The following is a 26634-nucleotide window of genomic DNA, read 5'->3' as shown; positions in this document are numbered from 1 at the left end:
TCCCGAGCAGCGAGGGCCGGCCCAGGTCACGGTCGGCGCAGGTCGAACGCCGCGCGCACCAGCGCGAGATGGCTGAACGCCTGGGGGAAGTTGCCCAGCATCCGCTCCGCCCGCGGGTCGTACTCCTCGGCCAGCAGGCCCACGTCGTTGGCGAGGGCGACGAGCCGTTCCATCAGCTCCTCGGCGTCGTCGCGACGGCCCGCCGCGGCGTAGGCCGAGACCAACCAGAAGGAGCAGGCCAGGAACGGGCTCTCACTGCCGCTCACGCCGTCGACCCCCGAGGAGGTGCGGTAGCGCAGCAGCAGGCCGTCGTGGAGCAGGTCCTCCTCCACGGCGCGGAGGGTGCCGAGCATCCGTGGGTCGTCGCCGGGCAGGAAGCCGACCCCGGGCAGCACCAGCAGCGCGGCGTCGACCTCGCGGGTGTCGCGGTGCTGGACGAAGGTGCCGCGGTCGGGGTCGAAGGCCCGGGTCTCGACCTCCTCGCGCAGTGCGTCGCGGGCGGCCCGCCACCGGTCGGCGGGTCCGTCGAGGCCGTGTCTCTCGATGCCGCGCAGACCCCGGTCGAGGGCCACCCAGGCCATCACCCGTGAGTGGGTGAAGTAGCGCAGCGGCCCGCGGATCTCCCACAGACCGTTGTCGGGGGTGTCGAGGTCGGCGACCAGCTGGTCGAGCAGCGCCACCTGCAACCCCCAGCTGAAGGAGCTCTCGGCGAGCCCCTCGTCGCGCGCCTGGTCGAGGGCGATCATCACCTCGCCGAGGACGTCGAGCTGCCGCTGGCCGACGGCGCCGTTGCCGATCCGCACCGGCGTGGAGCCCTCGTAGCCGGGGAGGTGGTCGAGCTCCCGCTCGGGCAGCTCGCGGCCGCCGTCGACGGCGTACATGATCTGCAGGTCCTCGGGGTCGCCCGCCACCGCCCGGAGCAGCCAGCGGCGCCAGCTGCCCGCCTCGTCGGTGTAGCCCGCGGTGAGCAGCGACTCGAGGGTCAGCGCGGCGTCGCGCAGCCAGCAGTAGCGGTAGTCCCAGTTGCGGGTGCCACCGATCTCCTCCGGCAGCGAGGTCGTGGGCGCCGCGACGATGCCGCCGGTGTCGGCATGGCTCATCAGCCGGAGGGTGACCAGGCTGCGCACCACCGCGTCGCGGTGCGGTACGTCGGCCGGGCACCGGTCGGCCCACTCCTGCCACTCGCGGACCTGCTGCTCGGCCCGCTCCGGCCGGTGCGGACCGGGAGTGTCCTGCCAGGACGGCGTCCAGGTGGTGACGAAGGTGAGCTCGTCGCCCGCGGTGACGTCGAACTCGTCACGGTGGTGCCCGCCGTCGCCGACCGGGAGCCGCGGCCCGCGCAGGGTCAGCTTGTCGGGACCGGAGACGGCGATGATGACCTCGCTGCGCTGGTGCTCCTCGCGTGTCACCCACGGGCGCACCCGGCCGTAGCCGCCGCGCACCACCCAGTCGTGGCGCATCCGCACGGTGCCCTCGACGCCGACGACCCGGCGCACCAGGTCGGCACGCTCGTCGTCGGTCGGCATCGCGTCGAGCAGCCGGACGCGGCCGGACCCGGTCGTGAACGTCGTCTCCAGCAGCGGTGAGTCACCGACATAGCGACGGGTCACCGTCGCCTCGTCGACCGGCCCGATCAGCCACCGGCCGTGCTCGGGGGAGCCGAGCAGCGCGGCGAAGCAGGCGGGTGAGTCGAAGCGGGGCAGGCACAGCCAGTCGATGGAGCCGTCGTCGCCGACCAGCGCGGCGGTGTGGCGGTCACCGATGACGGCGTAGCGCTCGATCGGCAGCGGCATGTCCCCAACCTAGGCGGCCGCACCCAGGCGGGCGGCTAGCATCCGGCTGTGTCCTCCACCCCGCGCGCGACCCCGCCGGAGCCGGCGGCCCGATGGGTGCTCGACCTGCTCGCGGCCCGGGGCGAGACGCTGGTGACCGCGGAGTCGCTCACCGGCGGCATGCTGGCCGCGCTGCTCACCGACGTGCCCGGCGCCTCGCGCAGCTTCCGCGGCGGCGTGGTGGCCTATGCCACCGACCTCAAGGAGTCGGTGCTGGGCGTCCCGACGGCTCTGGTGGCCGAGCACGGCGTGGTGTCGGCGGCCTGCGCCGAGGCGATGGCCGTGGGTGCCCGCCGCCTCGGCGGGTCGACGTACGCCGTCTCGACGACGGGGGTGGCCGGTCCAGACCTCCAGGAGGGCAAGCCGGCCGGGACGGTGTTCGTGGCCGTGGCGTCGCCGCGCGGCGCCAGCGCACGCGAGCTGCGCCTCGAGGGCGACCGCGAGGCCGTCCGGCGAGCCGCCTGCCGGCGCGCGCTCGACGCGCTGGGCGAGGTTCTCACCCGGGAAGTTCCCGGCCTCGGGTAGCGTTGCACCAGATCGTCCCCGCACGACGACGGACTGAGAGGACCCTCGGATGGTGCTGTTCCGCCAGCTGCTCGGCGATGTGCTGCGCAGCCGTCGCATGCACCGGGGCCTCACCCTGCGCGAGGTGTCCGCCGAGGCGCGGGTCAGCCTGGGCTACATCTCCGAGATCGAGCGCGGGCAGAAGGAGGCCTCCTCCGAGCTGCTGGCCTCGCTGTGCGGCGCCCTCGACGTGCCCCTGTCAGCCGTGCTCCGCGAGGTGAGCGACGCGGTGGCCGAGCGGGAGGCCGAGCTGGCCCCGGTCGCCGTCGAGGCCACGCCCCTCCAGGTCGCCAAGCCGGCCGCCGGCGACGTCGTCGCCTCCGCCGCCTGACACCCGCTCACTCGGGCTGGCAGCGCGGACACCAGTACGACGCCCGCTCCCGGCCCGGCTCACCGGCCATCGCCACCTCGACCGGTGTCCCGCAGCGACGGCAGGGCCGCCGGTCGCGGCGGTAGACCCACATCCGCTCGCCGCGGCGCAGGTCACCGGTCGTCGCCTGCACCGGTCGCTCCTTGTTGACCGCGAGCATCGACGCGGCGGTGCGGACCAGCCGCGGGAGGTCGGGCACCTCACCGAGGGGCCGCTCCGGGTGGACCCCGGAGACGAAGCACAGCTCGGCGACGTACATGTTGCCGAGGCCGGCCAGGTTGCGTTGGTCGAGCAGCGCGTCACGCAGCGGGCGGTCGGGATCGGCGCTCAGCCTGGCCAGCGCCACGGCCTCGTCCCAGTCGGGGCCCAGCAGATCGGGCCCGAGGTGACCGACGACGCCGCCCTCGTCGTCGGTCGGGAGCAGCTCGACGATGCCGAGGGAGAAGCCGACCGCCTCGCGGCGGGCGGTGCCGAGGACCACCCGTGCCTGGTGGGCGGGGCGTCGCCAGCGCTCACCGGGACGGTGGATGGCCCAGTGTCCCTCCATCTTGAGGTGGGTGTGCAGGGTCCAGTCGCCGCTCGCGTGGTGGATCCGGGTGAGCAGGTGCTTGCCGCGGCTGACCGTGCCGGTGATCGTGCCACCGCGCAGGTCGGTGGTGGCCAGCGCCGGCACCCGGAGGTCGGTGCGGGTCAGCACCTGCCCGGAGAGCCCGGTGTCGAGCGCCCGGGCGGCGCGGAAGACGGTGTCGCCCTCGGGCACGGCTCAGCCCCGCAGCCGCAGCCCGCGCGGCGTGGACACGAAGCCGGCGTCCTGGAGGGCCTGTCGCAGCGGCGTCTGGCCGGCGCCCAGCAGCTGCGCCCCGTCGGCGCGCTCGACCGTCAGCCTCCCGAGGGCGCCGCGGCCGACGGCCTCGGCCAGCGCCGCCGCTGCCGGCCCGAGCAGGTCGCCGTCGTCGCTCCAGGTGAGCAGGGTGCGGCCGCCGCGCTCGACGTAGAGCACCAGCCGCCCGTCGACCAGCACCACCAGCGCGCCGGCCTTGCGCCCCGGGCGATGCCCGGAGCCCTCGTCGGCGTCGTCCGCGCGGCCCGGGGCGGCGCGCTCCGGCCAGGACAGCGCGGCGCCGTAGGGGTTGGCCGGGTCGGTGGCCGCCAGCGTGACCGCCTCGGGCGCGGCGTCGGAGGGCACCTCGGCAAAGGTGCGGAGCCGGTCGACCGCACCGGCCGTGCCGAACTGCGCGGCCCCGAGCCCGGCGACGAAGTAGCCGCGGCGGCACCGCCCCGACTCCTCGAACGCGGTGAGCACGCGGTAGACGCCGGCGAAGCCGCCCGCGACCCGCTCGCTCACGACCGCGCCGCGGGTCACCACGCCGTGCCGGTCGAGCAGCCGCTCGGCGACCGCGTGCGCGCGCCGGGTCGGGTCGGTGTCGAGGTCGGGGAGGAGCGTCCAGCGGCCGGCGGTCTCGGGAGGACCGGTGCGTGAGGGGAGCCGACGGCCGGCGCTGCCGATCCGGGCCCGCGGCGGCGGTCGCCGGGACCGGTGGGCGGTGCGGCCGCTGCGGGTGAGCGCCCGCAGCGGGGTGAGCGTGTCGTTGGTGACCCGCCCCGACCACACCAGCTCCCACAGGGTGGCTGCGAGGTCGGTGTCGGACACGCTCTCGCCTCGCGCGGCGCCGACCGTGTCGGCGAGCTGCCGGAAGAACCACGCCCCTCCGGGGGCCAGCGCCTGCAGCACGGCCTCGGTCAGGTCGCCGCCCGGAGCGTCCGTGGGCTCGGGGAGGGTGAGGTCGGCCTGGTCGGCCAGGTGCAGGCTCACCCAGCCGTCGGTGCCCGGCAGCGCGCCGTGGCCGGACCACAGCACCTCGCCGGCAGCGGTGAGCTCGTCGAGCATGGCCGGCTGGTAGTCGGCCACCCGGCTGGGGAGCACCAGGGACTCGAGCGCCGAGGCCGGCACCGGGGCCGCGGCCAGCTGCTCGACGGCAGCGAGCACGCCGTCGACCCCGCGTAGCGCGCCCCGCCCGGACCTGCCCGGCGCACGGACCCGCTGCCAGGCCGGCAGGAACCGGCCGAGCGTGTCAGGCTCGACCGGCTCGACCTCCTTGCGCAGCCGGGCCAGGCTGCGCCGGCGCAGCCGACGGAGCACCTCGGCGTCGCACCACTCCTGGCCGGTGCCGGCGGGCCGGAACTCACCGTCGAGGACCCGGCCCTGGGCGGCCAGCCGCTCCAGGGTGTGGCGCACCACCGCGCCGCCCAGACCGAAGCGCTCGGCGACGGCCTCGGTCACGAACGGCCCGTGGGTGCGGGCGAACCGGCTGACGAGGTCGCCGAGCGGGTCCTCGACCGGGTCCGTGAAGGCCTCGGGGGTGCCCGGTGGGACCGGGACCCCGAGCGCGTCGCGGAGCCGCCCGACGTCCTCCACGGCGGCCCAGCGCTCGACGCCCGCCACCCGGACCTGGACAACGCGCCTCGCCGCTCCCAGCTCGGCCAGCCACTGAGCCACCTCGGCGCCCTCGACGCACCGGTCGGCGATCTCGTCGGCATGGAGCGGTCCGAGCAGCCGGAGCAGGTCGGCGACCCCCTCGGGGTGGCGTGCCTGCCGGTCGGGGGTGAGCCGCTGCAACTCGGCCTCGAGCTCGGCCAGCACGTCGGGGTCGAGCAGCTCGCGGAGCTCGGCCCGGCCCAGCAGCTCGGCCAGCAGCCCCTGGTCGAGCGCCAGCGCTGCCGCGCGACGCTCGGCGATCGGTGAGTCGCCCTCGTAGAGGAACTGGGCGACGTAGCCGAAGAGCAGGCTGCGGGCGAACGGTGACGGCTGCGTCGTGGCCACGTCGGTGACGGTGACCTCGCGGCGCTCGATGCGGCCGAGCAGCGCGGTGAGGGCGGGCAGGTCGTAGACGTCCTGCAGCACCTCGCGGACGGCCTCGAGCACGATCGGGAACGACGGGTAGCGGGCGGCCACCTCGAGCAGCGCGGCCGAGCGCTGCCGCTGCTGCCACAGCGGTGAGCGGCGACCGGGGTCGCGCCGCGGCAGCAGCAGGGCGCGGGCCGCGCACTCGCGGAACCGGGAGGCGAACAGCGCGGAGCCGCCCACCTCGGTGGTGACCAGGTCGGCGATCTCCTCGGGGTCGAAGACGACCAGGTCACCGGCGGGGGGCTCGGCGTCGGAGTCGGGGATCCGGATCACGATGCCGTCGTCGGAGGCCATCGCCTGGCCGTCGATGCCGTAGCGCTCCCGCAGCCGGGCGTTGATCGCCAGCGCCCAGGGGGCATGCACGGGGGTGCCGAAGGGGGAGTGGACGACGAGTCGCCAGTCGCCGAGCTCGTCGCGGAAGCGCTCGACCACGATCGTGCGGTCGCTCGGCAGCACCCGGGTCGCGTCGCGCTGCTCGGCGAGGTAGGTCAGCAGGTTGCGGGCGGCGTTGTCGTCGAGGCCCCCGGCGCGGGCCAGCTCGAGCGCCTGCCGCTCGGGCACCGAGGCGAGCTCCTGGGTGAACGCGCCGACCGCGGCCCCCAGCTCGGCCGGCCGGCCGAGGGTGTCGCCCTTCCAGAACGGCAGCCGGCCGGGGATGCCGGGAGCCGGGGTGACGAGCACCCGGTCGTGGGTGATGTCCTCGATCCGCCAGCTGGTCGCGCCCAGCGCGAAGACGTCGCCGACCCGGGACTCATAGACCATCTCCTCGTCGAGCTCACCGACCCGGCGGCCCCCCTGGTTGCCCGGTCCCTCGCCGCCGACCAGGAACACCCCGAAGAGGCCGCGGTCGGGGATGGTGCCGCCGCTGGTCACCGCGAGTCGCTGGGCGCCCGGTCGCCCGGCGAGGGTGCCGGCCACCCGGTCCCACACGATCCTCGGGCGGAGCTCGGCGAACTCGTCGGACGGGTAGCGCCCGGCCAGCAGGTCGAGCACGGCGTCGTAGGCGGAGCGGGGCAGCCCCGTGAAGGGTGCCGCCCGGCGGACGGCGTCGAAGAGGTCGTCGACCGCCCAGGTGTCGACGGCGACCGCGGCCACCACCTGCTGGGCCAGCACGTCGAGCGGGTTGGTCGGCACCCGTAGCGCCTCGATGGCGCCCTCACGCATCCGGCGTACGGCGACCGCGGTCTGCGCGAGGTCGCCGCGGTGCTTGGGGAACAGCACCCCGCGGGAGATCTCGCCGACCTGGTGTCCGGCGCGGCCGACCCGCTGCAGCGCGCTGGCCACGCTGGGTGGGGACTCGATCTGCACCACCAGGTCGACGGCGCCCATGTCGATGCCCAGCTCGAGGCTGCTGGTGGCGACCACGGCGGGCAGCCGGCCCCGCTTGAGGTCGTCCTCGATCAGCGCGCGCTGCTCCTTGGAGACCGAGCCGTGGTGCGCGCGGGCGATCACCGGGGCCGCCCCGTGGGTCTGCCCGGACTGGGCCATCACCTGCGCCGGCGGCCCGGGCCGCCGTCCGTCGGTCTCGGTCGGCTCGCTGCCCTCGGCCCGCTCCTCGGCGATCTCGTTGAGCCGGGCGGTGAGCCGCTCGGCCAGCCTGCGGGAGTTGGCGAAGACGATCGTCGAGCGATGCTGCTGGATCAGGTCGGCGACGTGCTCCTCGACGTGCGGCCAGATCGAGGTGGCCCGCTCCGACTCCTCGTCGGTGTCGCCGTCGAGGCCCCCGGGTGCGGTCATGTCCTCGACCGGGACCACCACCCGGAGGTCCCACTGCTTCTCGCTGGGCGGCGCGACGATCCGCACCGGAGCCGCGCCGCCGAGGAAGCGGGCGACCTCCTCGTGGGGGCGCACGGTCGCGGACAGGCCGATCCGCTGGGCCGGTCGGTCGAGGAGGGCGTCGAGCCGCTCGAGGCTGACGGCCAGGTGGGCGCCCCGCTTGCCGCCGGCGAGCGCGTGGACCTCGTCGACGATCACGGTCTCGACGCCGCGCAGCGTCTCGCGGGCCTGCGAGGTGAGCATCAGGAACAGCGACTCGGGGGTGGTGATCAGGATGTCGGGCGGCTGGGTCACCAGCCGGCGGCGGTCGGCTGCGGCGGTGTCCCCGGACCGGACGCCGACGGTGACCTCACCCAGGGAGCTGCCCAGCCGCTCCGCGGTGTGCCGGATGCCCGCCAGTGGCGCGCGCAGGTTGCGCTCGACGTCGACCGCCAGCGCCTTGAGCGGGGAGAGGTAGAGCACCCGGGTGCGACGGCTCCGGTCCTCGGGCCGCGGGGTGGTGAGCAGCCGGTCGAGCGACCAGAGGAAGGCCGACAGCGTCTTGCCCGACCCGGTGGGGGCGACGACCAGCGCGTGCCGCCCGGCGGCGACGGCGTCCCACGCCCCCTCCTGCGCCGCCGTCGGCTTCGCGAACGCCGCCGCGAACCAGCTGCGCGTCGGCTCGCTGAAGCGGTCCAGGGCGGTCACCACCCCATCCTGTCCTACGCCGCCGACACGCGCCCCTCACCATCGTTTGCTGCGTTCTGTCCCTGCCCGCCGGCGTGTCGCGGGCCTTCCGCAGCAAACGATGGGGAAAGCGCGCGAGGTCAGCCCAGTGCCGGGACCCGGACCACCTGGCCGGCGAAGCTCAGCCCGGCGCCGAAGGCGATCAGCAGCGCCGTGTCGCCCGCCTTGGCCGTGCCGTCGCGCAGCATCCGCTCCATCGCCAGCGGCACCGAGGCGGCGGAGGTGTTGCCGGAGTCGACGACGTCGGTGGCGACGGCGACCTCGTCGGAGAGCCCGAGGTTCTTCACCAGCAGCTGGGTGATCCGCAGGTTGGCCTGGTGGGGGATGAAGGCGTCGAGGTCGTCGAGCGACAGCCCCGCGCTCTTGACGGCCTCCCGGGCCACGTCGGCCATCGCGAACGGAGCCCAGCGGAACACCGCCTGGCCCTGCATCTGCACGACCGGGGGATGGTCGGCGTCGACGTGCTCACAGCGCGGCGTCTGGATGATCACCTCGGACTGTCCGCCGTCGGAGCCCCAGGCGACCGGCCCGATGCCCGGCTCGTCGGTCGGGCCGACGACCACCGCTCCCGCGCCGTCGCCGAAGATGAACGCCGTCGACCGGTCGGTGGGGTCGAGGAAGGTGCTGAGCTTCTCGACCCCGATCACCAAGGCGTACGACGTGCTGCCGGACCGCACCAGGTCGGACGCGACGGCCAACCCGTGGCAGAAGCCCGCGCAGCCGGCGACCAGGTCGAAGGACCCGGCGGTCGAGCCGAGCCGGTGCGCGATCTGCGGGGCCGCGGGCGGGGTGTGCTGGGTGTAGGTCGACGTGGCCACGATGACCGTGCCGACCTGCTCGCCGGAGATCCCCGCCGACTCCAGGGCCGCACGGGCGGCCGCCTCGGCCATGTCGAGCAGGGACTCGTCGGGGCCGGCGTACCGTCGCGTCCTGATGCCCGAGCGGGTCTGGATCCACTCGTCGCTGGAGTCGAGGACCCGGCAGATCTCCTCGTTGTCCACCAACCGCTCCGGGCGGTGGACGCCCAGCCCGAGGATGCCCGCCGCGGGGATGCCCTTGGTCAGTCCGATCGTCGCCATCGCCTGCTCCTCACCGTGCTCCCCGTGCGGCCAGCGTACGACGACCGGCTCAGGCCGCGCCGCCGGCGGCGTCCGTGGCGGCCTCCTCGGTGTGATCGCCGGCCTCGGGAGGCAGCCGGAAGGTGGCCAGCAGCCCGACGACCAGGGCCACCGCCGCGAACCCGGTGGTGAGCCGGCTGGCGGCGACCATGGCGTCGGTCGCGGCGCCCGCCACCTGGCTCATCGACGGCTGGGCCTGCAGGCCCGCGATGGCGGTGCCGGCCGATTCGCTGACCGCGGTGGTGACCTTGTCGACCACCGAGGCCGACAGCGACAACGCCTCGAGGTTGTGGCGCGTCAGCCGCCCGAGGCTGGAGATCAGCAGCCCGCCGAGGACGGCCACGCCGAGGGCGGAGCCCAGCTGACGGACCGTGCTCTGCAGGCCCGACGCCTGGCCGCTCTCGTCGACGGGCACGTCGGTGAGCAGCAGCGAGGTCAGCTGGGCGGTGGCCATCCCGACCCCGACGCCGTACAGGAACAGCCAGCCGCACAGCACCCAGCTCGCGACGCCGTCGGACAACGTCAGCGCCAGCCCGCCGACGGCGACCGCCTCGCAGCCCAGGCCGATCTGGACGACGGTGCGCTGGGGGAGTCGCTGGGAGATCCTGGGCAGCGCGCCGGACACCAGGAAGGTGCCCAGCGCCAGCACCAGGATGATCGCGCCGGTGCCGAGCGCGGAGTAGCCCAGGGCCCCCTGCAGCAGCAGCGGCAGCGTGAAGAGCAGGCCGAACTCGCCGAAGGCGACGATCAGGGCCGCGACGACGCCGGCGCTGAAGGTCGGGATCGTGAACAGGCCGAGGTCGACCAGCACCGGCCGCCCCGCGGCGGCCCGTCGCCGCTCGAGCAGCACGAACGCCGCCATCGCCGCGACGCCGGCCGCCAGCACCCAGGGGATGGGGGAGAGTCCCGACCCCTCCTTGGCCCGCCACCAGCCGTAGGTCTCGGCCTCGATCAGCCCGAAGACGATCGCGCCCATGCCGGCCATCGTCAGCACGATCGCGCCGTAGTCGCGGCTCGGTGTCGCGGAGGCGTCGCGGGTCTCCGGCAGCGCCCGCCAGATGCCCAGCATCACCAGCAGCCCGACCGGGATGTTCAGCCAGAACGCCCACCGCCAGCTGACGTCGGTGGCCAGCCAGCCACCGATCAGCGGGCCGACCGCCGCCATGCCGCCGATGGCCGAGCCGTAGACCGCGAAGGCGATGGTGCGGCGCCGGCCGGTGAACAGCGCGTTCAGGCTCGACAGTGTCGAGGGCAGGATCATCGCGGCGCCGATGCCTTGGACCAGCCGGGCCCCGATCAGCATCAGCGCGGTGACCGACAGGCCGGCCACCACCGACGCGAGGGTGAAGACGACCATGCCGACCAGGAACAGCCGACGCCGTCCGTAGAGGTCCCCGATCCGGCCCACGGTGATCAGCAGCGCCGCGAAGACCAGTGAGTAGACCGCGTTCATCCACTGCGCCTCGGTGGCGGTGAGGTCGAGGTCCGCGATCACCGTCGGCAGCGCCACGTTGACGATCGTGGCGTCCATGATGACCAGGCTGACGCCGAAGCCGATGGTCAGCAGGGCGGCCCAGTCGCGTCGCGTCATCACGCCCCGATCCTGGCAGGTGAGCCGTGGCGGAAACCGGGTGGGCGGTTGTCGGCGGCCCGGGCTAGGGTCGCTGCTCGTGAGCATCGAGGGGGAGGCGGGGGAGGCGAGCGGGCCGCGGGCCGGCGCGCCGATGATCCGCGCACGGGGGCTGCGCAAGTCGTTCGGCGACTTCGAGGCGGTGCGCGGCATCGACCTCGAGGTGCTGCCGGGGGAGGCGTTCGGCTTCCTCGGGCCCAACGGCGCCGGCAAGTCCTCGACGATGCGGATGGTGGCGGCGGTCTCTCCACGCTCGAGCGGCGAGCTCAGCATCCTCGGGCTCGACCCGAGCTCCGACGGCGCGCAGATCCGCGCCCGGATCGGGGTCTGCCCGCAGGACGACACCCTCGACAACGAGCTCAACGTCTACGAGAACCTCTACGTCTACGGCCGCTTCTTCGGGCTGCCCAAGCAGGAGGTGCGGGAGCGGGCCGAGCAGCTGCTGGGCTTCGTGCAGCTGACCGACAAGTCCGCCAGCAAGGTCGAGGACCTCTCCGGCGGCATGAAGCGCCGGCTGACGATCGCGAGGTCCCTCATCAACCGCCCCGAGCTGCTGCTCCTCGACGAGCCGACCACCGGCCTCGACCCCCAGGCCCGGCACCTGCTGTGGGACCAGCTGTTCCGCCTCAAGCAGCAGGGCGTGACGCTGGTGCTGACGACGCACTACATGGATGAGGCCGAGCAGCTGTGTGACCGGCTGGTCGTGATGGACAAGGGCGAGATCGTGGCCCACGGCTCGCCGCTGGCGCTGATCCGGGAGCACTCCACCCGCGAGGTGGCCGAGCTTCGCTTCGGCGTCGGCGAGCACGAGGCGCTGCGCCAGAAGGTCGAGGACCTCGGCGAGCGGGTCGAGGTGCTGCCCGACCGGCTGCTGGTCTACAGCGACGACGGCGAGGCGGTGATCGCACGGGTGCACGAGCGAGGGCTGCAGCCGGTGGCCGTGCTCGTCCGGCGCTCCACGCTGGAGGACGTCTTCCTCCGGCTCACCGGACGCACCCTGGTGGACTGACCATGGCCGCCACCCTGCCCCGCGTCGAGCCGGACCGGCGGCTGTCCGCCTGGGACGGCGTCGGCCGCCAGGTCGACTACTGGCTGACCGTCTATCGCCGCACCTGGCGCGGCTCGGTCGTGTCCTCGTTCCTGGTCCCGCTGTTCAACGTGCTGGCCTTCGGCGTGCTGCTCGGCGGCTTCGTCTCGGTCGACCCGGCGCGGCTCGACGGCGCGTCGTCGTACCTCGCCTTCATCGTGCCCGGCATGCTCGCCGCCCAGTCGATGCAGACCGCCGTGGGCGAGACGACCTACCCCGTGATGGGGATGATCCAGTGGAACAAGGTCTACTACTCCATGCGCGCGACCCCGCTGCGCACCGGCGACCTGGTGGCGGGGCACTTCGCGTTCATCCTGTTCCGGCTCGGCAGCTCGAGCGCGGTGTTCGTGCTGGTGGTCGCCCCGTTCGGGCTGTTCGCGACCTGGTGGGGAGCGGTGGCCGCGTGGGCGGTGCAGCTGCTGGTCGGCATGGCCTTCGCGACGGTGACCTACGCCTACTCCGTGCGACTGAAGTCGCCGGAGGGCTTCGGGCTGGTCTTCCGCCTCGGCGTGCTGCCGCTGGTGCTGTTCTCCGGGTCCTTCTTCCCGATCGCCAACCTGGGCTCGGGGCTGGCCTGGGTGGCTCGGCTGACCCCGCTGTGGCATGGCGTGGACCTGACCCGGATGCTGACCCTCGGCACCGTCGACGCGCCGATCGCGGCGCTGCACCTGCTGGTGCTGTCGGCGATGACCGCCGTCGGCTGGTGGCTGTCGGTGCGTGGCCTGGCGAAGCGGATGGCGGACTAGGCGATGGCGATGGCAGACGGCACCACGACTCCGGCGACCGCCACCAGGCCGCGGGTGATGACGCCGGTCGAGGCGATGCTGCGCATCCTCGACCGCAACACCATCGCCTACCGCGGCGCCTGGCCGCTGTTCGTGACCGGCTTCCTCGAGCCGGTGCTCTACCTCTTCTCGATCGGGATCGGCGTCGGCAAGCTGGTGGAGTCCTTCGAGTTCCACGGTCAGCCGGTCCCCTACGCCGCGTTCGTGGCACCGGCGATGCTGGCGGCGTCGGCGATGAACGGCGCGTTGCTCGACTCGACCTTCAACATGTTCTTCAAGCTGAAGTACGACAAGGTCTACGACCAGATGCTGGCCACGCCGCTGACGACGTCGGACGTGGCTCGGGGCGAGGTCGCCTGGTGCCTGGTGCGCGGTGGCACCTACTCCGCGGCGTTCCTGCTGGTGATGCTCGCGATGGGCTACGTCGGCTCGTGGTGGGCGCTGCTGGTGCTGCCCGCCACGCTGCTCATCGCGTTGGCCACCGCCGCGGTCGGCATGGCCGTGACGACCTACTTCACCAGCTGGCAGGACTTCGAGAAGGTCACCCTGGTCCAGCTGCCGATGTTCCTGTTCTCCGCCACCTTCTTCCCGGTCTCCGCCTATCCCGCGGGAGTGCGCTGGCTGGTCGAGCTGACGCCGCTCTACCGCGGCGTGGTGCTGTGCCGGGAGCTGACCACCGGGCTGCTCACCTGGGGCTCGGTGTTCTCGGTGGTCTACCTCGCCGCCATCGGGCTGCTCGGTCTGCGGATCGTCCGCCGGCGGTTCGACGGGCTGCTGCTGAAGTAGGGGCCCAGCACGAGGCGCTCAGACGAGCCGCAGCTCATACCACGCGGTGTCGATCCACCGGCCGAACTTGAAGCCGACCTCGGTCATCGTCCCGACGTGCCGGAACCCGCAGGCGCGGTGCAGCGCCTCGCTCGGGTCGTTGGGGAGCGCGACCAGGGCGACCACGGTGTGCACGTCACTGCCGGCCATCCGCGCCAGCAGGTCGTCGTACAGCCGCCGGCCGAGGCCGCGGCCTCGCGCGTCCTGATGGAGGTAGACCGAGGTCTCCCGGGTCCGGGAGTACGCCGGCCGCGGCCGGTAGGGCGAGGAGTAGGCATAGCCCAGGACCCGGTCGCCCTCGACGGCGACCACCAGGTGGTCGCCGGGGTCGGTGGAGGCGAGCCGGTCCTCCCAGTAGGCCGTCGGTCGCGGGTCGACGTCGAAGGTCGCGATGCTGGTGCGCACGGCGTCGGCGTAGATCGCGGCGACGCCGGTCAGGTCGTCAGCCGCCGCCGGCCGGATCGTCTCCATGTCAGCAGTATCCAGCGTGCCTCCGGACGTCCGGCAGGCGCGGTGGAGGGGCCTGAGAGGATGGCGCGCATGACTGACGCGCAGGCGCCGGAGGAGATCGCGCCGGACACCAAGGACTGGACCTGGGTGCTCGACGCTCCCTGCCCGGAGTGCGGCTTCGTGGCCGCCGCCTATGCCGTCGCCGACCTGCCCGGCACCATCGAGACCAACGCCGCCGGCTTCCAGCGGGTGCTGGCCGAGCCCGGCGCGACGGTGCGTCCCGACCCGCAGACCTGGTCGCCGCTGGAGTACGCCTGTCACGTGCGTGACGTGCACCGGTTGTTCGCCGAGCGGTTGCGGCTGATGCTCGGTGAGGACGACCCGCTGTTCGCCAACTGGGACCAGGACGAGACGGCGCTCGAGCAGCGCTACCACCGGCAGGACCCCGCGGTGGTGTCCGACGAACTGGTGGCGGCCGCCGCCGACGTGGCGGCCGTCTACGCCGGCGTCGAGGGCGACCGGTGGCAGCGCCCCGGCCGGCGCAGCAACGGCTCGACCTTCACGGTGGAGTCGCTGGGCCGCTACCACCTCCACGACATCGTCCACCACCTGTGGGACGTCGGGTTCGACGCCGGCGAGGTCACCCGGGCGTCGTACGACGCCTCGGCGTCGGCCTACCGCGAGGGAGTCGCGGCGTTGGCCGAGAGGGTCCAGGAGGAGGTCGAGCGGTTCCTGACCCTGGTGCCGGCGGGCGCGCGGGTCCTCGAGATCGGCAGCGGCGGCGGCCACGACGCCCGGGCGCTGACCGCCGCCGGGCTCTCGGTGCGCTGCACCGACATCTCCCCGGGCTTCGTGGCAGACCTGCGTGCCCACGGTCTGTCCGCCGACGTCGTCGATCCCGTGACCGGCGACCTGAGCGACCCCGACCGCTCCGGCGCGCCCTACGACGCCGTCTGGGCCTCGGCCTGCCTGCTGCACGTCGACCGCTCGGCGCTGCGCGGCGTTCTCAGCCGCTTGCACGAGGTCACGGCGCCCGGTGGGGTGCTGCACCTGTCGCTCAAGGAAGGAGATGGCGAGCGCTGGTCGGTGCACGGCCACGTGGCCGGACCGCGGCGCTTCGTGCTCTGGCGCGAGCAGGCGTTGCGCGATGCGCTGGAGGGGGCGGGCTGGAGCGTGGTCACGGTAGAGCGGAGCACGGGCAGCCAGGGCGAGCCGTGGTTGGCCGTCTTCGCGAGCCGCGGGTCCGAGGAGAGCCGATGAGGCACACCGAGTTCTGGGCTCGTCTCGAGCACGCGCTGGGAGGCGCCTACGCGCACCACTGGGCCGACCAGTTCGTCATCGCCGACCTCGGCTCGCGAACCGCCGGGCAGGCGCTGCGTGACGGCGTACCCCCCAAGCAGGTGTGGGCCGCCGTCTGGCGAGCCCTCGAGCTGCCGGCGAGCGAGCGGTGAGCGCCGTCACGGGGTCGAGCCCCGACCTGCACGCCGTCCAGCGGCGCACCCTCGGCACGCTGGTCGCCGGCCAGGCCCTCGGCGCGGTCGGCATCACGATCGGCATCGCCACCGCGTCGTTGCTGGCCAAGGACATCTCCGGCTCGGAGAAGATGGCCGGTCTGGCGCAGACCTTCCAGGTGCTCGGCACCGCCGTCGCGTCCTACGTCCTGGCCCGGGTGATGGCCGTGCGCGGGCGTCGGGTCGGCATGGTCACCGGCTTCCTGCTCGGCGCGCTCGGTGCCGTGGTGGTCGTCGTCGCCGGGGTCCTCGACTCGATGACGGTGCTGCTCCTCGGGGCGCTGCTGCTCGGCTCGACCTCGGCGGCCAACCTCGGCGCGCGCTACGCCGCCACCGACCTGGCCACCGACGACACCCGTGGTCGGTCGCTGGCGATCGTGGTCTGGGCGACCACCATCGGAGCAGTCGCCGGCCCCAACCTGACCGGCCTCGCCCGCGACGTCGCCGACACCGTCGGGATCCCCGTGCTGACCGGTCCCTTCGCCCTCGGCAGCATCGGGATGCTGCTCGCCGCGCTGGTCGTCGGGTTCTTCCTGCGACCGGACCCGCTGTTCGTGGCCCGGGAGCACGCCGGCGCCGCGCCGGCCCCTCCTCGGGGGACCTCCTGGAAGCGGGTGCGTCGTGCGGTCCGCGAGCGGCCGGTGCTGGCTGCGGCCACCGCCGGGCTCGGCACCGCGCACGCGGTGATGGTGGCGGTGATGGTGATGACGCCGCTGCACATGGAACACGGCGGCGCGCAGCTGCGGGTCATCGGCCTGGTGATCTCGATCCACGTGCTCGGCATGTTCGCCTTCGCCCCCGTCTCGGGCTGGGCGGCCGACCGGCTGGGCCGGGCGACCACCGTCGCGATCGGTGGGGTGGTGCTGCTCGTGAGCCTGTTCTTCAGCGGCCGGTCCCCGGAGGGCAGCTCCTGGCAGATCTTCGCGGGGCTCTTCCTGCTCGGCTTCGGCTGGTCGCTGGCCACCGTCGCCTCCTCGACGCTGATCGCCGAGCACGCGCCGCTGGAGTCGCGCACCGACATCCAGGGCGCGGCCGACCTGCTGATGAACGTCGCGGCGGCCCTGGCCGGCGGCGTCGCCGGGCTCATCGTCGGCGCCTGGGGCTACCCGTCGCTCAACGCCTTCGCCGCGCTGATCGCCGCCGGCACGCTCGCCGCTGCGGCTGCCGCCCGCGTCTCGCTGACGCGGGTCGCGACCCCCGCCGAGGCCTGAAGCCCCGTCTGCGACGCCTCGGGTGCCCGTCTGCGACGCGTCGCGGTCAGGGGGTGACCGGCGGCGGGGTGGCGGCGGCGTAGACGTCGAGGACCCGCCGCACCGCGGCCCGGCGTACGACGTCCGCGGTGGGGGCGGGGTCGAGCGCGATGCCGGGGACCTCGCCGGCGGACAGCCAGGGGAGGTACTGGCTGGCCAGCTCGTCGGGGATGCCGACCCGGTCGAGGTTGGCCAGCAGCCGGCAGACCGCCGCCTCGACGCCCGGCACCGGCCAGTAGTAGCGCGACCGGTCGCTGCGCGACCAGGCCCGGGCGAAGGCCGCCGGGACCGGCGTGGAGGGGTAGAACGGCTCCCAGTGCCGCGGGTCGGCGAGCATCGCGGCCTCCAGGGCCGTGCGCAGCCCCGATCCGCGCGTCCCGAGCAGCTCGTCCTCGACCGCGGCGAGAGCGAACATCGCCTCGCGGTAGGCGTAGGTCAGCCCGGGGCCGACCTTGAGCACGGCGAAGCGGTCGTGCACCAGCGCCGCCAGCGCCTCGCCCCGCTGGTAGTCGGTGCTGTGCGCCTCGAAGACCATGGTGGCGGGCAGCACCTCCGTGAGGTGCGCGGCCTGGCCCGGGTGGTAGTCGAACAGCTCCCGGTCCGAGAACTCCACGCCGGGCTGTGCCACCACGGCCCGCACCCGCTCCCACACCGAGGCGACGCCGGCGGCCTCGAAGGCGGCGTGCGACACCTCGAGGGTGCGCGCCACGTCGGCCGAGGCCGAGACGTGGATGCCGTGGTCGCCGGCCGACTCGCCGCCCGGCACGGGCACCTCGGTGCCGATGACGTAGCGCAGGGTGGCCGGGTCGGCCGCGCGCTCGGCAACGACGGCCAGCCGCGCGGCTCGTGCGGCGGCGACCTCGGGGGCCAGGGCGCCCGGTGGGTCGTCGGCGCAGCGGATCGAGGTGTCCAGATGGAGCTTGGTGAACCCGGCGCCGGCATAGTCGGCGGTCATCTGCTCCGCACGGGCCATCGCGTCGGTGGCCGACAGGTGCTTCCAGGGGTTGGGCCCGAGGTGGTCGCCGCCCAGCGCCAGCGCCTCGGGCGGCAGCCCGGCCTCCCGGGCCCGGTCGCGGACGTCGCGGGCGAAGTCGGCCGGCGTCATCCCGGTGTAGCCGCCCTCGTGGTTGACCTGGTTGCAGGTCGCCTCGACCAGGGCGGGCCGGTCGGTCCGGGCCGCGTGCCGCAGCGTCTCGTCGAGGACGACGGGGTGGGCGGAGCAGACCGAGGCCACCCCGGAGCCGGGGGTCGAGACCAGGGAGTCGAGCAGGCTCATCCGGCCCTCGGCTCCAGCCGGGCGGCGAGCTCGACGAGCTCGGCGCGGGTGGGCTGACCCGCGGTGCCGCCGCGGCCCCGGGTGGACAGCGTGCCCGCGGCGACCGCCCAGGTGAGCGCCTCCGCGGGGGTGCGGCCCTCCAGGCGGGCCACGAGGTAGGCCGCGTCGAAGGAGTCGCCGGCACCGGTGGAGTCGACGTAGTCGTCGGCGGTGGGGGCGGCGACCCGGACCCGGTCTCCACCTCCCTCCCAGTCGGCACCTGCGGCGCCGCGCTTGGTCACCCGCTCGCCGGCGTACCCGGTCCAGTCCAGGGCCGCGGCCTCGGTCTCGTTGGGCAGGCACAGGTCGACCGAGGTCAGCAGCCCACCGACGTCCCAGCGCCCGGCAGGGTCGTAGTTGGTGTCGACCGAGCAGGTCGCCCCGGCGGTCCGCCAGCGGGCCAGCTGCGACGGGAGCGCCTCGCGGGCCGCCGGCGGCAGCAGGAAGTACGACGCCACGTGGACGTGTCGGGCCGGGAGGTCGGGCAGGTCCTCCAGGTCACCGGCGGACAGCGACCCGATCGCGCCCAGCCGGGTGAGGATCGCCCGGTCGCCACCGCGGTCGAGCACCACCGAGGCGCCGGTGGGCGCGGCGTCGTCGACCCGCACGCGCGACACGTCGACGCCGGCGCTCGACAGCTGCTCGCACAGCCACCCGCCGAGCGGGTCCGCGCCGACCACGCCGACGAGCGAGACGTCGGCAGCGAGCCGGGCGGCGCCGTGTGCGGTGATCGAGGCGGAGCCGCCGACCAGCAGGTCGATCCCGTCGACCAGCCGCTCGGCCTGGCCGAAGGCGAGGTCGGCGGGCACCCCGGACACCACGACGTCGGGGTTGACGTCGCCGATCACCAGCAGGTCGGTCACGAGGCCCCCACGCCGGGCGTGCCGGCCACCAGGTAGTCCGGCAGGTGCTCGGCCTGGGCGGCGACCATCTCGTCGAACATCTCCCGGATCCGGCCGATCTCGCAGGCCGCGGAGGTCAGCGGGTCGAGCATCAGCGCGTGGACGGCGGCCTCGCGGTCCTGCTCCAGCAGCGAGGTCACCGCCAGCTCGTTGACCTCCTGGTGCCGCCGGACCAGCGACGCGAGGTGCTCGGGCAGGGAGCCGAACGGCTCGGGGTGGATGCCGTCCCGGTCGACCCGGGCCGCCACCTCGACGACGCGGCCCTGGTGGAGGTTGTCGACCCACCCGAGGTTGGGGGTGGAGACGTAGATCGTGGTCGGCTCGCCGCTCGTCATCGCCTCGACGATGTGGGAGGGGTACTCCCCGCCCCGTTCGAACGGCAGCTCCTCGCCGCCGGCGAGCACCGCCTCGAGCTGCGCGTCGTTGTCGCGCCGCCAGTCGGGCCAGTTCTTGGCGTAGAACCCGGACTCGCCGCGGTAGTCCGTGCCGGCCCAGGAGGCCACCAGCTCGGGGTGGGTGCGGAACCACGGGACGTACTCCGACACGTGCCCGCTGCTCTCGGTGGGGAAGGCGCCGAGCTGGTCCATCAGCTCGAAGCGCACCGGGTCCTGGGCGCGGATCTCGGGGACGGCGCCGGCTCGGCGCAGAGCGGGGTAGAGGTCGCCGTCGCCGTCGGCGAGCTCGGTCAGCCAGGCGAGGTGGTTGACCCCGGCAGCGCGGAACCGCAGGTCGCCGGGCTGCCGGCCGAGGTACTCCGCGAGCTGCTCGACGGTGTAGTGCACCGAGTGGCACATGCCCCACATCGGCACCGAGCCGGACCGGGCGGCGGCCTCCACGGTGATCGACATCGGGTTGGTGTGGTTGAGCACCAGCGCGTCGGGGCACAGCGCCTCGACGTCGGCGAGGATCGCCAGCACCGACGGCACCGTGCGGAAAGCCTTGAACAGGCCGCCGGGGCCGATGGTGTCGCCGATGCACTGGTCGACGCCGTAGCGCAGCGGGATCTCGTAGTCGTGGTCGACGGTGGCCAGCCCGGCCACCTCGATGGTCGAGATCACCACGTCGCTGCCGGCCAGCAGCTCGCGCCGGTCGGTGGCCGAGCGGACCGTCCAGTCGCGACCGGCCCGGGCGACCAGGTGCTCGGCGTACCGATGCGCGAGGTCGAGGCGGACCGGGTCGAGGTCGACCAGCCGGAACTCACCCTCGGGCAGCCCGGGAGTGAGGAGGAAGTCCGTCACCAGCTCGGCGGCGAACACCGTGCTCCCGGCTCCGATGATGGTCACGGTGGTCATCTACTTGCCTCCGGTCAGGGTCAGTCCAGCGACGATCCAGCGCTGGGTGAGCAGGAAGAAGATCAGCACGGGGATGACGAGCAGCACCGACGCCGCCATCACCAGGTTGAGCTGAGCGCCGTGCTGCGTGGAGTACCACGTCAGGATCACCGGCAGCGTGCGCTTGTCGTTCTCGGTGAGCACGATCAGCGGCCAGAGGTAGGCGTTCCAGTTGAACATGAACTCCAGCAGGGCCAGGGTCGCCAGTGCCGGGCGGACCTGGGGGAGCACCACCGACCGATAGATCCGCCACTCCGAGGCGCCGTCGATGCGCGCCGACTCGATCTGGTCGTTGGGGAGCGTGGAGATGAACTGCCGCATCACGAAGATGGCGAACGGGTTGATCGCGGCGGTGACGACCAGCCCCCACAGGTTGTTGAGCAGCCCCAGCTCGCTGAGGATCAGGTAGTTGGGGATCATCAGGACGCTCGGCGGGACCATCATCAGCGCGAGCAGGTACCAGAACAGCGGCTGGCGCCACCGGAAGTCGTACTTCGCGAAGATGTAGCCGAGCAGCGACGCCAGGAACAGCTGGATCACGACGTTGGCGACGGCGACGAACAGCGAGTTCTTGTAGAACGTCAGCAGCGGCATCTCCGGGTCGGACAGGATGGTCCGGAAGTTGTCGAGGGTCCAGTCGCGGGGCAGCAGGTCGGGTGGGAAGGTGCGGATCTCCTGGCCCGACTTGAACGCGCCGAACACCATCCAGAGGAACGGCAGGACCGCGATCACGCTGAGGATGCACAGCACGGCGTAGAGCGCGGCCCGCGCCAGGGGGTTGCCGCCGCGGGTGGCGGCCAGCCGAGGGGCCCGCCGCAGCCGGCCGGGCTGTTCGTCGGTCGAGGGTCCGGTGAGGGAGGTCATCAGTACTCCCAGCTCGTGCGCAGCAGCCGGGACTGGATCAGGGCGATGGCCAGCACCAGGACCATCAGCACCAGCGACTCGGCCGCCGCCCAGCCCATCGCCTGGAACCGGAACGCGTTCTCGTAGATGTCCAGCGCCAGCACCCGGGTCTGCCGGTCCGGGCCACCCAGCGTCATCACCTGGAACAGGTCGAAGGCCTGGAACGACGAGATCATGGTGAGCACGGCCGTGAGCATGATCGTGGGCTTGAGCATGGGCAGGGTGATGTGCCGGAACCGCTGCCAGGCGTTGGCGCCGTCGAGCACCGCGGCCTCGGTCACCGAGCTCGGGATGCCCTGCAGCGCGGCGATGAAGATGACCAGGTTGTAGCCGATGTCCATCCAGAGGTACGCCGCGGTGACGGCGAGCAGTGCCACGGGGATCCCGAGCACCACCAGGGACGGGTCGTTGATCCACGCGATCACCGTGCTGACGCCCCGGACCTTGGTGAGCATCGAGTTGGCCAGTCCGAACTGCGGGTTGAGCACATAGCTCCAGATCACCGCCACCGCGACTGCCGAGGTGAGCACCGGCATGAAGAAGAGGGTCCGGAACAGCGGTCGCAGCCGGCGCGCGACCGACTCGATCATGGCCGCGAGTGGCAGCGTGATCATCAGGTTCAGGGGCAGCACCAGGAAGGCGAACAGCAGCGTCGTCACCAGCGAGCCGCGGAAGGCGTCGGCCAGGGGGTTGGCGCCGCTGGTGTCGAACATCGCGGTGAAGTTGTCCAGGCCGACGAACGGGTTGGCGCCGCCCAGCCCACCCGGCCCGCTGCCCTCACGCCGCGGGCTGTAGGAGAACAGCGCGAGGGCGCCCACCCAGACCAGCGGCAGCAGCGTGAAGAACGCCAGGTAGGCCAGGCTCGGCGTCAGGACCAGCCGCCGGAACCAGCGCTGGGGCCGCTCGCGCTCACGCCGCTCGCGGGCCCGGGCCCGGGGAGGTCGCGGCCCCGCCGCGCGGTTCAGGAGGGTCGTCATCGTGCTGTCTCGCCGGAGGCGTCAGATCGCGTTGGACTGCTGCTCGATGGTGGCCAGCGCGTCGTCGACCGAGCCGTTGCCCTCGAGCACGGTCAGGATGGCCGGCACGATCACGTCGTAGAACAGCCGGTCGCGGTCGGACAGGCTGCCGAGGTACTGCGCGTTGCCCAGGATGTCGAGGAAGGGCTCGACGTGCGGCAGCTCGCTGACGATCCGGTCGCGCGCCGCCCCCTCGGTGTTGGCCTGCATCGCCGGCAGCGTCGAGGTGTCGAGGTTCCACTGGAGGGAGTTGTCCTGCTCGGCGGCGACGTACTTCACGAAGTCCCAGGCGAGCGCCTGCTGCTGGCTCGCCCCGGAGACGGTGAGCCCCCAGCCGGAGTCGGCCGCGAAGGTCGGGTTGTCCAGCGTCGGCAGGGGGACGTACTTGGTGACCGCGGCGATGTCGGGGAAGTCGGAGGCGTACTCGGGCACCACCCAGGGGCCGACCAGACCCATCGCGCAGAGCTCGGTGAAGTAGCAGTCGCCGACCCAGTTGGCGGTGTCGCCGAACAGCGTGGGGTCGGTGATGCCCTCGTCGACCATCCGCTTCATCAGCTCCAGCGAGGCCTGCGCCTCCGGCGTCTGGAAGGTGAAGCTGCCGTCGTCGGCGAGGTAGCTGCCGCCGTTCTGGAGGATCAGGCTGAGGAAGGTGTAGGCGATGCCGTCGTTGGTGGTGAAGTGGTAGCCGGCCCGGGTGATGGTGCCGTTGTCGGTGACGGTCATCGCCTTGGCGTCGGCGATGAACTCGTCGAAGCTCGCCCAGCCGTCGGTGCCGACGCCCGCCTCGGCGGCCATGTCGGTGTTGAGCAGCACCGCGCCGTACTCGACGTTGGACTCCTGGGGGAGGCCGTAGAGCGCGTCGTCGCACTGGTAGCCGCCGAGCGGGCCGGGGAAGTAGGTCGCCTCCGCGTCGGACATCGTCATCACGTCGTCGGGGACCGGCGAGAGGTTGGAGGAGTAGGAGCAGGTCCAGGAGCCGAACATCTGCAGCACGTCGGCCTCGGTGCCGGCCGGGAGGGAGGTCTGCAGGGTCTGGATGTAGGTGTCGTAGACGAACGTCTCGAACTGGATGTCCACCCCGGGGTGGTCGGCCATGTAGCTCTCGGCGAGCGCCTTGTAGGACTTGTTGAACGACTTGTTCTGGTGGGTCCAGACCCGGATCGTGCCGGTCATGTCACCGGCCGCCCCGCCGGAGGAGCCGGAGCCGCCGTCGTCGCCCGAGCACGACGTGAGCGACAGGGCGAGGGCCGCGACGGCGGCCGCGGCGAGGGTGCGCTTCATGAGATTCCTCCTGGGTGGACTGGCTCGGGTCGGTCGTCGAGGCGGATCACCGCGACCAGGTGGCGCGGGGAGTCGGGGTCCAGGCCCTTGGCGAGCGCTCGCTCGAGGGCCAGCAGCTGCAGCGGCAGCAGGTGCAGCACCGGCGCGGCGTAGGGGTCGAGGTCGGTGGGCACCGACACCTCGGCGCCCGCACCCACGGTGAGGATCCGCGGCCCGAAGGGAGCGATGTCGTCGAACACCGCCCGCTCGAGGACCGCCCGCGCCGGGTCGAGCAGCCCGACCACCGCGGTCTCGGGGCCGCACATGCTCATCGGGCCGTGCCGGAACTCCAGCGTGTGGTAGGCCTCCGACGAGGTCAGCGACATCTCCTTCAGCTTCAGCATCGCCTCGCTGGCGAGCCCGAACAGCGGGCCGCTGCCGAGGAAGAAGTACGCCGACAGCGCGGGGTCTCGGGCCAGGTCGGCCATCGAGGCCCGCGAGGAGTCGAGCAGGTCGGCCGCGATCCCCGGCAGCCGGCGCAGGTCGTCGAGGGGGCCTCCGGCGACCGTCGCGGCCAGCGCCTGCCCGATCAGCTGCATGCTCCCGAAGGACCGGGTCTGGGCCACCGACCGCTCCGCGGCCGCGGGGGCGTGCCAGCCCAGCGTCGCCAGCTCGGCCAGCGTGGAGTCGGGGTCGCAGGTGACGGCGGCGACGGTGCCGGTGCCGGCGGCGAGCGCCTGCTCGGCCGCACGCACGGTCTCCGTCGTGGTGCCCGAGCGTGAGAACGCCAGCAGCGTGGCGCGGCTCTGGTCGGGCACCGGGAGGCCTGCGGGGGTGAGCAGCTCGGAGGACGGCACCGCCCAGGCGCGCACCCCGGCGGCACGCAGCAGGGCGGCGGCGGACAGCGCGAGATAGTAGGTCGACCCGCAGCCGGTGACGACCACGTCGTCGCTGTCCCGGACCAGCCGATCGGCGGCCGAGACGTCCAGCGCGTCGAGGGTCTCGCGCCAGACCTCGGGCTGCGAGCAGATCTCCCGCTCGGTGTGGCTCAGCGCGCTCATGCCCGGCCGCCGTCGTCCGTCGCGGGACCGGCGGCAGGGTCGGCGACGACGACCCTGGTGCCGGCCTCGCTGAGCGCCTCCACGTCGGAGGGGTGCGCGCCGGCATCGGTCACCACGGTGTGGATCGAGTCGAGGTCGGCGACGAAGGTGGTGCTGACCCTGCCCAGCTTGGTGTGGTCGACGAGCATCACGGTGGCTCGCGCCATCTCGAGGAAGGCCAGGTCGGTGGCCGCCTCGGCGTCCCCGTCCTGGGTGAAGCCCGAGACCGGGTCGAGGGCCGGGGCGCCGAGGAAGGCGGTCTCGGCGCGGTAGGCGCGGATCGCCTCGGCCGCGCGAGGCCCGATCATCGACAGCTCCGGGGTGCGCAGCGTGCCCCCGATGACGATCACCCGGGCGCGACCGTCGGCGAGGCTGCTGGCGATCGGGATCGAGTTGGTGACCACGGTCAGGTCGAGCCCGCCGAGCAGCTCGGCGAGCTGCAGCGTGGTGGTGCCGCCGCCCAGGAAGCAGGTCGAGCCGGGGCGCACCAGCGGCAGCGCCGCGGTGGCGATGGCCCGCTTCTCGGCGACCTGGCGACCCTCGCGGTCGGGGAGTGGCAGCTCGCGCACCGGCACCGCGCCGCCGTGGGTGCGGCGGACCACCCCGGAGCGCTCCAGGTCCTCCAGGTCGCGCCGGACGGTGGCCTCGCTGACCCCCAGCAGCTCGGTCAGCTCGCGCACGCTGACCGCGTCGCTGCCGCGCAGCGCCGTCTGGATCTGCGCATGGCGAGCGATCTTGAGCGTTTTGTGAGCGGGCATGACAGATTCTGCTCATTTCTGATCGGAGTCTGTCAAGGGTTCTTGCCGATCCGTGACGTCGCGCCGGCCCGCTGTCGGGGGTTGGTGGACGTTTGGCAGAGTGACCGCGTGAGCGCACCCTCTCCCCGCGCCGAGGTCGCCGTGATCGGCGGCAGCGGCTTCTACGAGTTCCTCGACGACCCCGTCGGCGTCACCGTCGAGACGCCGTACGGCGCCCCGTCGGGGCAGATCGCGATCGGCGAGGCCGCCGGCCGCCGGGTCGCCTTCCTGCCCCGGCACGGGGCCGGTCACGAGTACCCCCCGCACCGGATCAACTACCGCGCCAACCTCTGGGCGCTGGCCTCGCTGGGGGTGCGCCAGGTGCTGGCGCCCTGCGCGGTCGGTGGGCTCCGGCCCGAGGTGGCGCCCGGCGACGTGGTCGTGCCCGACCAGCTCGTCGACCGCACCAGCGGGCGGCTGCAGACCTACGTCGAGACCGGCGCCGTGCACGCCCCCTTCGCCGACCCCTACTGCCCGCGCCTCTCCGACGCCGTCGCCGCCGCCGACCCTGCGGTGAAGCGCGGCGGGGCGATGGTGGTGATCGAGGGACCGCGGTTCTCGACCCGCGCCGAGTCGCAGTCCTACGCCGCGCAGGGCTGGACGCTGGTCAACATGACCGGCCACCCGGAGGCCGTGCTGGCTCGCGAGATGCGGCTCTGCTACTCCGCCGTGGCCCTGGTGACCGACATGGACGCCGGCGTCGAGGAGGGCGAGGGCGTCGGGCAGGCCGAGGTGTTCGCGGCGTTCGCCCGCAACATCGAGCGGCTCAAGGGGCTGCTGGTCCGCGTCGTCGGCGAGCTGCCCGACCCGGCCGGCTGCGGCTGCTCGACCTGGGCCGACGGGATCGAGCTCACCTACCAGATCCCCGGGGACGCCTCGTGAGGGTGCTGCTCACGGGCTCCGCCGGCTTCATCGGCGGCGCCGTGGGCCGGGCGCTGGTCGCGCGCGGCGACGAGGTCGTCGCGGTCGACCTGATGGTCCCGCAGGCGCACGGGGCGGGCTCCCCTCCGGAGGGCACCCATCGGCTCGACGTCCGCGATGCCGACGCCTGGGGCGACCTGCTGCGCGGCGTCGACGTGGTCTGCCACCAGGCGGCGATCGTCGGCGCCGGTGTGACGGTCGCCGACCTGCCGGCGTACGCCGCCCACAACGACCTGGGCACCGCCGCGCTGCTCGCCGCG

General features: G+C 73.5%; 23 protein-coding genes and 1 pseudogene. 10 read left to right on the top strand and 14 right to left on the bottom strand.

What is annotated here, in order from left to right; all coding sequences use genetic code 11:
- Positions 1-26 precede the first annotated feature (26 nt).
- Positions 27-1793 carry a glycoside hydrolase family 15 protein gene (locus tag R2740_RS16630; RefSeq protein WP_371303812.1) on the bottom strand — a complete coding sequence of 589 codons (1767 nt, stop codon included), beginning with the start codon at positions 1791-1793 and terminating at the stop codon, positions 27-29.
- Positions 1794-1841: 48 nt separating this feature from the next.
- On the opposite strand from R2740_RS16630, the gene R2740_RS16625 reads away from it, so the two are divergent.
- Positions 1842-2357 carry a CinA family protein gene (locus R2740_RS16625; protein WP_371303811.1) on the top strand — a complete coding sequence of 172 codons (516 nt, stop codon included), beginning with the start codon at positions 1842-1844 and terminating at the stop codon, positions 2355-2357.
- Positions 2358-2406: 49 nt separating this feature from the next.
- Complete coding sequence (locus R2740_RS16620; protein ID WP_371303810.1) at positions 2407-2727, top strand: helix-turn-helix domain-containing protein; 321 nt, start codon at positions 2407-2409, stop codon at positions 2725-2727.
- Between the two features lie 7 nt (positions 2728-2734).
- Here the strand turns inward: R2740_RS16620 and R2740_RS16615 are convergent, their stop codons facing one another.
- The 4 genes from R2740_RS16615 to R2740_RS16600 all read right to left on the bottom strand — a co-directional run bounded on the left by R2740_RS16615 (position 2735) and on the right by R2740_RS16600 (position 10882).
- Positions 2735-3526 (bottom strand): DNA-formamidopyrimidine glycosylase family protein, encoded by a 792-nt coding sequence (locus R2740_RS16615; protein ID WP_371303809.1) that lies wholly within the window; start codon positions 3524-3526, stop codon positions 2735-2737.
- 3 nt (positions 3527-3529) lie between these two features.
- Entirely contained in the window at positions 3530-8134 is a 4605-nt protein-coding gene (locus R2740_RS16610) for an ATP-dependent helicase (protein ID WP_371303808.1), read from the bottom strand.
- A gap of 119 nt (positions 8135-8253) precedes the next feature.
- On the bottom strand, positions 8254-9252 hold the full coding sequence (locus R2740_RS16605) for a beta-ketoacyl-ACP synthase III (RefSeq protein ID WP_371303807.1): 999 nt from the start codon (positions 9250-9252) through the stop codon (positions 8254-8256).
- 49 nt (positions 9253-9301) lie between these two features.
- Entirely contained in the window at positions 9302-10882 is a 1581-nt protein-coding gene (locus R2740_RS16600) for an MFS transporter (protein ID WP_371303876.1), read from the bottom strand.
- A gap of 133 nt (positions 10883-11015) precedes the next feature.
- On the opposite strand from R2740_RS16600, the gene R2740_RS16595 reads away from it, so the two are divergent.
- Genes R2740_RS16595 through R2740_RS16585 form a run of 3 tightly spaced genes read left to right on the top strand, consistent with a single transcriptional unit; the run spans position 11016 to position 13579 of the window.
- Entirely contained in the window at positions 11016-11930 is a 915-nt protein-coding gene (locus R2740_RS16595) for an ABC transporter ATP-binding protein (RefSeq protein ID WP_371303875.1), read from the top strand.
- A gap of 2 nt (positions 11931-11932) precedes the next feature.
- Positions 11933-12754 carry an ABC transporter permease gene (locus R2740_RS16590; RefSeq protein ID WP_371303806.1) on the top strand — a complete coding sequence of 274 codons (822 nt, stop codon included), beginning with the start codon at positions 11933-11935 and terminating at the stop codon, positions 12752-12754.
- 9 nt (positions 12755-12763) lie between these two features.
- Positions 12764-13579: an ABC transporter permease gene (locus R2740_RS16585; protein ID WP_371303805.1), complete on the top strand. Its 816-nt coding sequence runs from the start codon at positions 12764-12766 to the stop codon at positions 13577-13579.
- An 18-nt stretch (positions 13580-13597) separates the two neighbouring features.
- Here the strand turns inward: R2740_RS16585 and R2740_RS16580 are convergent, their stop codons facing one another.
- A complete protein-coding gene (locus R2740_RS16580; RefSeq protein WP_371303804.1) occupies positions 13598-14089 on the bottom strand; it encodes an N-acetyltransferase family protein in 492 nt (163 codons plus the stop codon).
- Between the two features lie 69 nt (positions 14090-14158).
- Between R2740_RS16580 and R2740_RS16575 the strand changes: the two genes are divergently transcribed.
- Genes R2740_RS16575 through R2740_RS16565 form a run of 3 tightly spaced genes read left to right on the top strand, consistent with a single transcriptional unit; the run spans position 14159 to position 16790 of the window.
- Positions 14159-15328 carry a class I SAM-dependent methyltransferase gene (locus tag R2740_RS16575; RefSeq protein ID WP_371303803.1) on the top strand — a complete coding sequence of 390 codons (1170 nt, stop codon included), beginning with the start codon at positions 14159-14161 and terminating at the stop codon, positions 15326-15328.
- Positions 15325-15519, top strand: a complete 195-nt coding sequence (locus R2740_RS16570) for a DUF3046 domain-containing protein (protein WP_371303802.1) — start codon at positions 15325-15327, stop codon at positions 15517-15519. Before R2740_RS16575 ends, R2740_RS16570 begins: the two co-directional genes overlap by 4 nt.
- Entirely contained in the window at positions 15516-16790 is a 1275-nt protein-coding gene (locus R2740_RS16565; protein ID WP_371303801.1) for an MFS transporter, read from the top strand. The genes R2740_RS16570 and R2740_RS16565 overlap by 4 nt, the downstream gene beginning before the upstream one ends.
- Before the next feature lie 46 nt (positions 16791-16836).
- On the opposite strand, the gene R2740_RS16560 is transcribed toward R2740_RS16565, so the two are convergent.
- Genes R2740_RS16560 through R2740_RS16525 form a run of 8 tightly spaced genes read right to left on the bottom strand, consistent with a single transcriptional unit; the run spans position 16837 to position 25414 of the window.
- Positions 16837-18105 (bottom strand): class II D-tagatose-bisphosphate aldolase non-catalytic subunit, encoded by a 1269-nt coding sequence (locus R2740_RS16560; protein WP_371303800.1) that lies wholly within the window; start codon positions 18103-18105, stop codon positions 16837-16839.
- On the bottom strand, positions 18102-19007 hold the full coding sequence (locus tag R2740_RS16555) for a carbohydrate kinase family protein (protein WP_371303799.1): 906 nt from the start codon (positions 19005-19007) through the stop codon (positions 18102-18104). Before R2740_RS16555 ends, R2740_RS16560 begins: the two co-directional genes overlap by 4 nt.
- On the bottom strand, positions 19004-20338 hold the full coding sequence (locus tag R2740_RS16550) for a hypothetical protein (protein WP_371303798.1): 1335 nt from the start codon (positions 20336-20338) through the stop codon (positions 19004-19006). Before R2740_RS16550 ends, R2740_RS16555 begins: the two co-directional genes overlap by 4 nt.
- Positions 20339-21241: a carbohydrate ABC transporter permease gene (locus R2740_RS16545; RefSeq protein ID WP_371303797.1), complete on the bottom strand. Its 903-nt coding sequence runs from the start codon at positions 21239-21241 to the stop codon at positions 20339-20341.
- Entirely contained in the window at positions 21241-22257 is a 1017-nt protein-coding gene (locus R2740_RS16540; protein ID WP_371303796.1) for a carbohydrate ABC transporter permease, read from the bottom strand. The genes R2740_RS16545 and R2740_RS16540 overlap by 1 nt, the downstream gene beginning before the upstream one ends.
- A 21-nt stretch (positions 22258-22278) precedes the next feature.
- Positions 22279-23577 carry an extracellular solute-binding protein gene (locus tag R2740_RS16535; protein WP_371303795.1) on the bottom strand — a complete coding sequence of 433 codons (1299 nt, stop codon included), beginning with the start codon at positions 23575-23577 and terminating at the stop codon, positions 22279-22281.
- Positions 23574-24617, bottom strand: coding sequence for an SIS domain-containing protein (locus R2740_RS16530; RefSeq protein WP_371303794.1), 1044 nt, complete (start codon positions 24615-24617; stop codon positions 23574-23576). The genes R2740_RS16535 and R2740_RS16530 overlap by 4 nt, the downstream gene beginning before the upstream one ends.
- A complete protein-coding gene (locus R2740_RS16525) occupies positions 24614-25414 on the bottom strand; it encodes a DeoR/GlpR family DNA-binding transcription regulator (RefSeq protein WP_371303793.1) in 801 nt (266 codons plus the stop codon). Before R2740_RS16525 ends, R2740_RS16530 begins: the two co-directional genes overlap by 4 nt.
- A 108-nt stretch (positions 25415-25522) precedes the next feature.
- Here R2740_RS16525 and R2740_RS16520 point away from each other — a divergent pair, with 108 nt between their 5' ends.
- Both R2740_RS16520 and R2740_RS16515 read left to right on the top strand, forming a co-directional pair.
- A complete protein-coding gene (locus tag R2740_RS16520) occupies positions 25523-26335 on the top strand; it encodes an S-methyl-5'-thioadenosine phosphorylase (RefSeq protein ID WP_371303792.1) in 813 nt (270 codons plus the stop codon).
- Positions 26332-26598 (top strand): annotated as a pseudogene (locus R2740_RS16515) (NAD-dependent epimerase/dehydratase family protein); the annotation flags it as partial. The gene R2740_RS16520 and the pseudogene R2740_RS16515, both read left to right, overlap by 4 nt.
- Positions 26599-26634 lie beyond the last annotated feature (36 nt).

Origin of the sequence: Nocardioides sp. (assembly GCF_041393715.1) — a bacterium.
GTDB lineage: Bacteria > Actinomycetota > Actinomycetes > Propionibacteriales > Nocardioidaceae > Nocardioides.
This window is presented reverse-complemented; position numbering and strand designations above follow the sequence as displayed.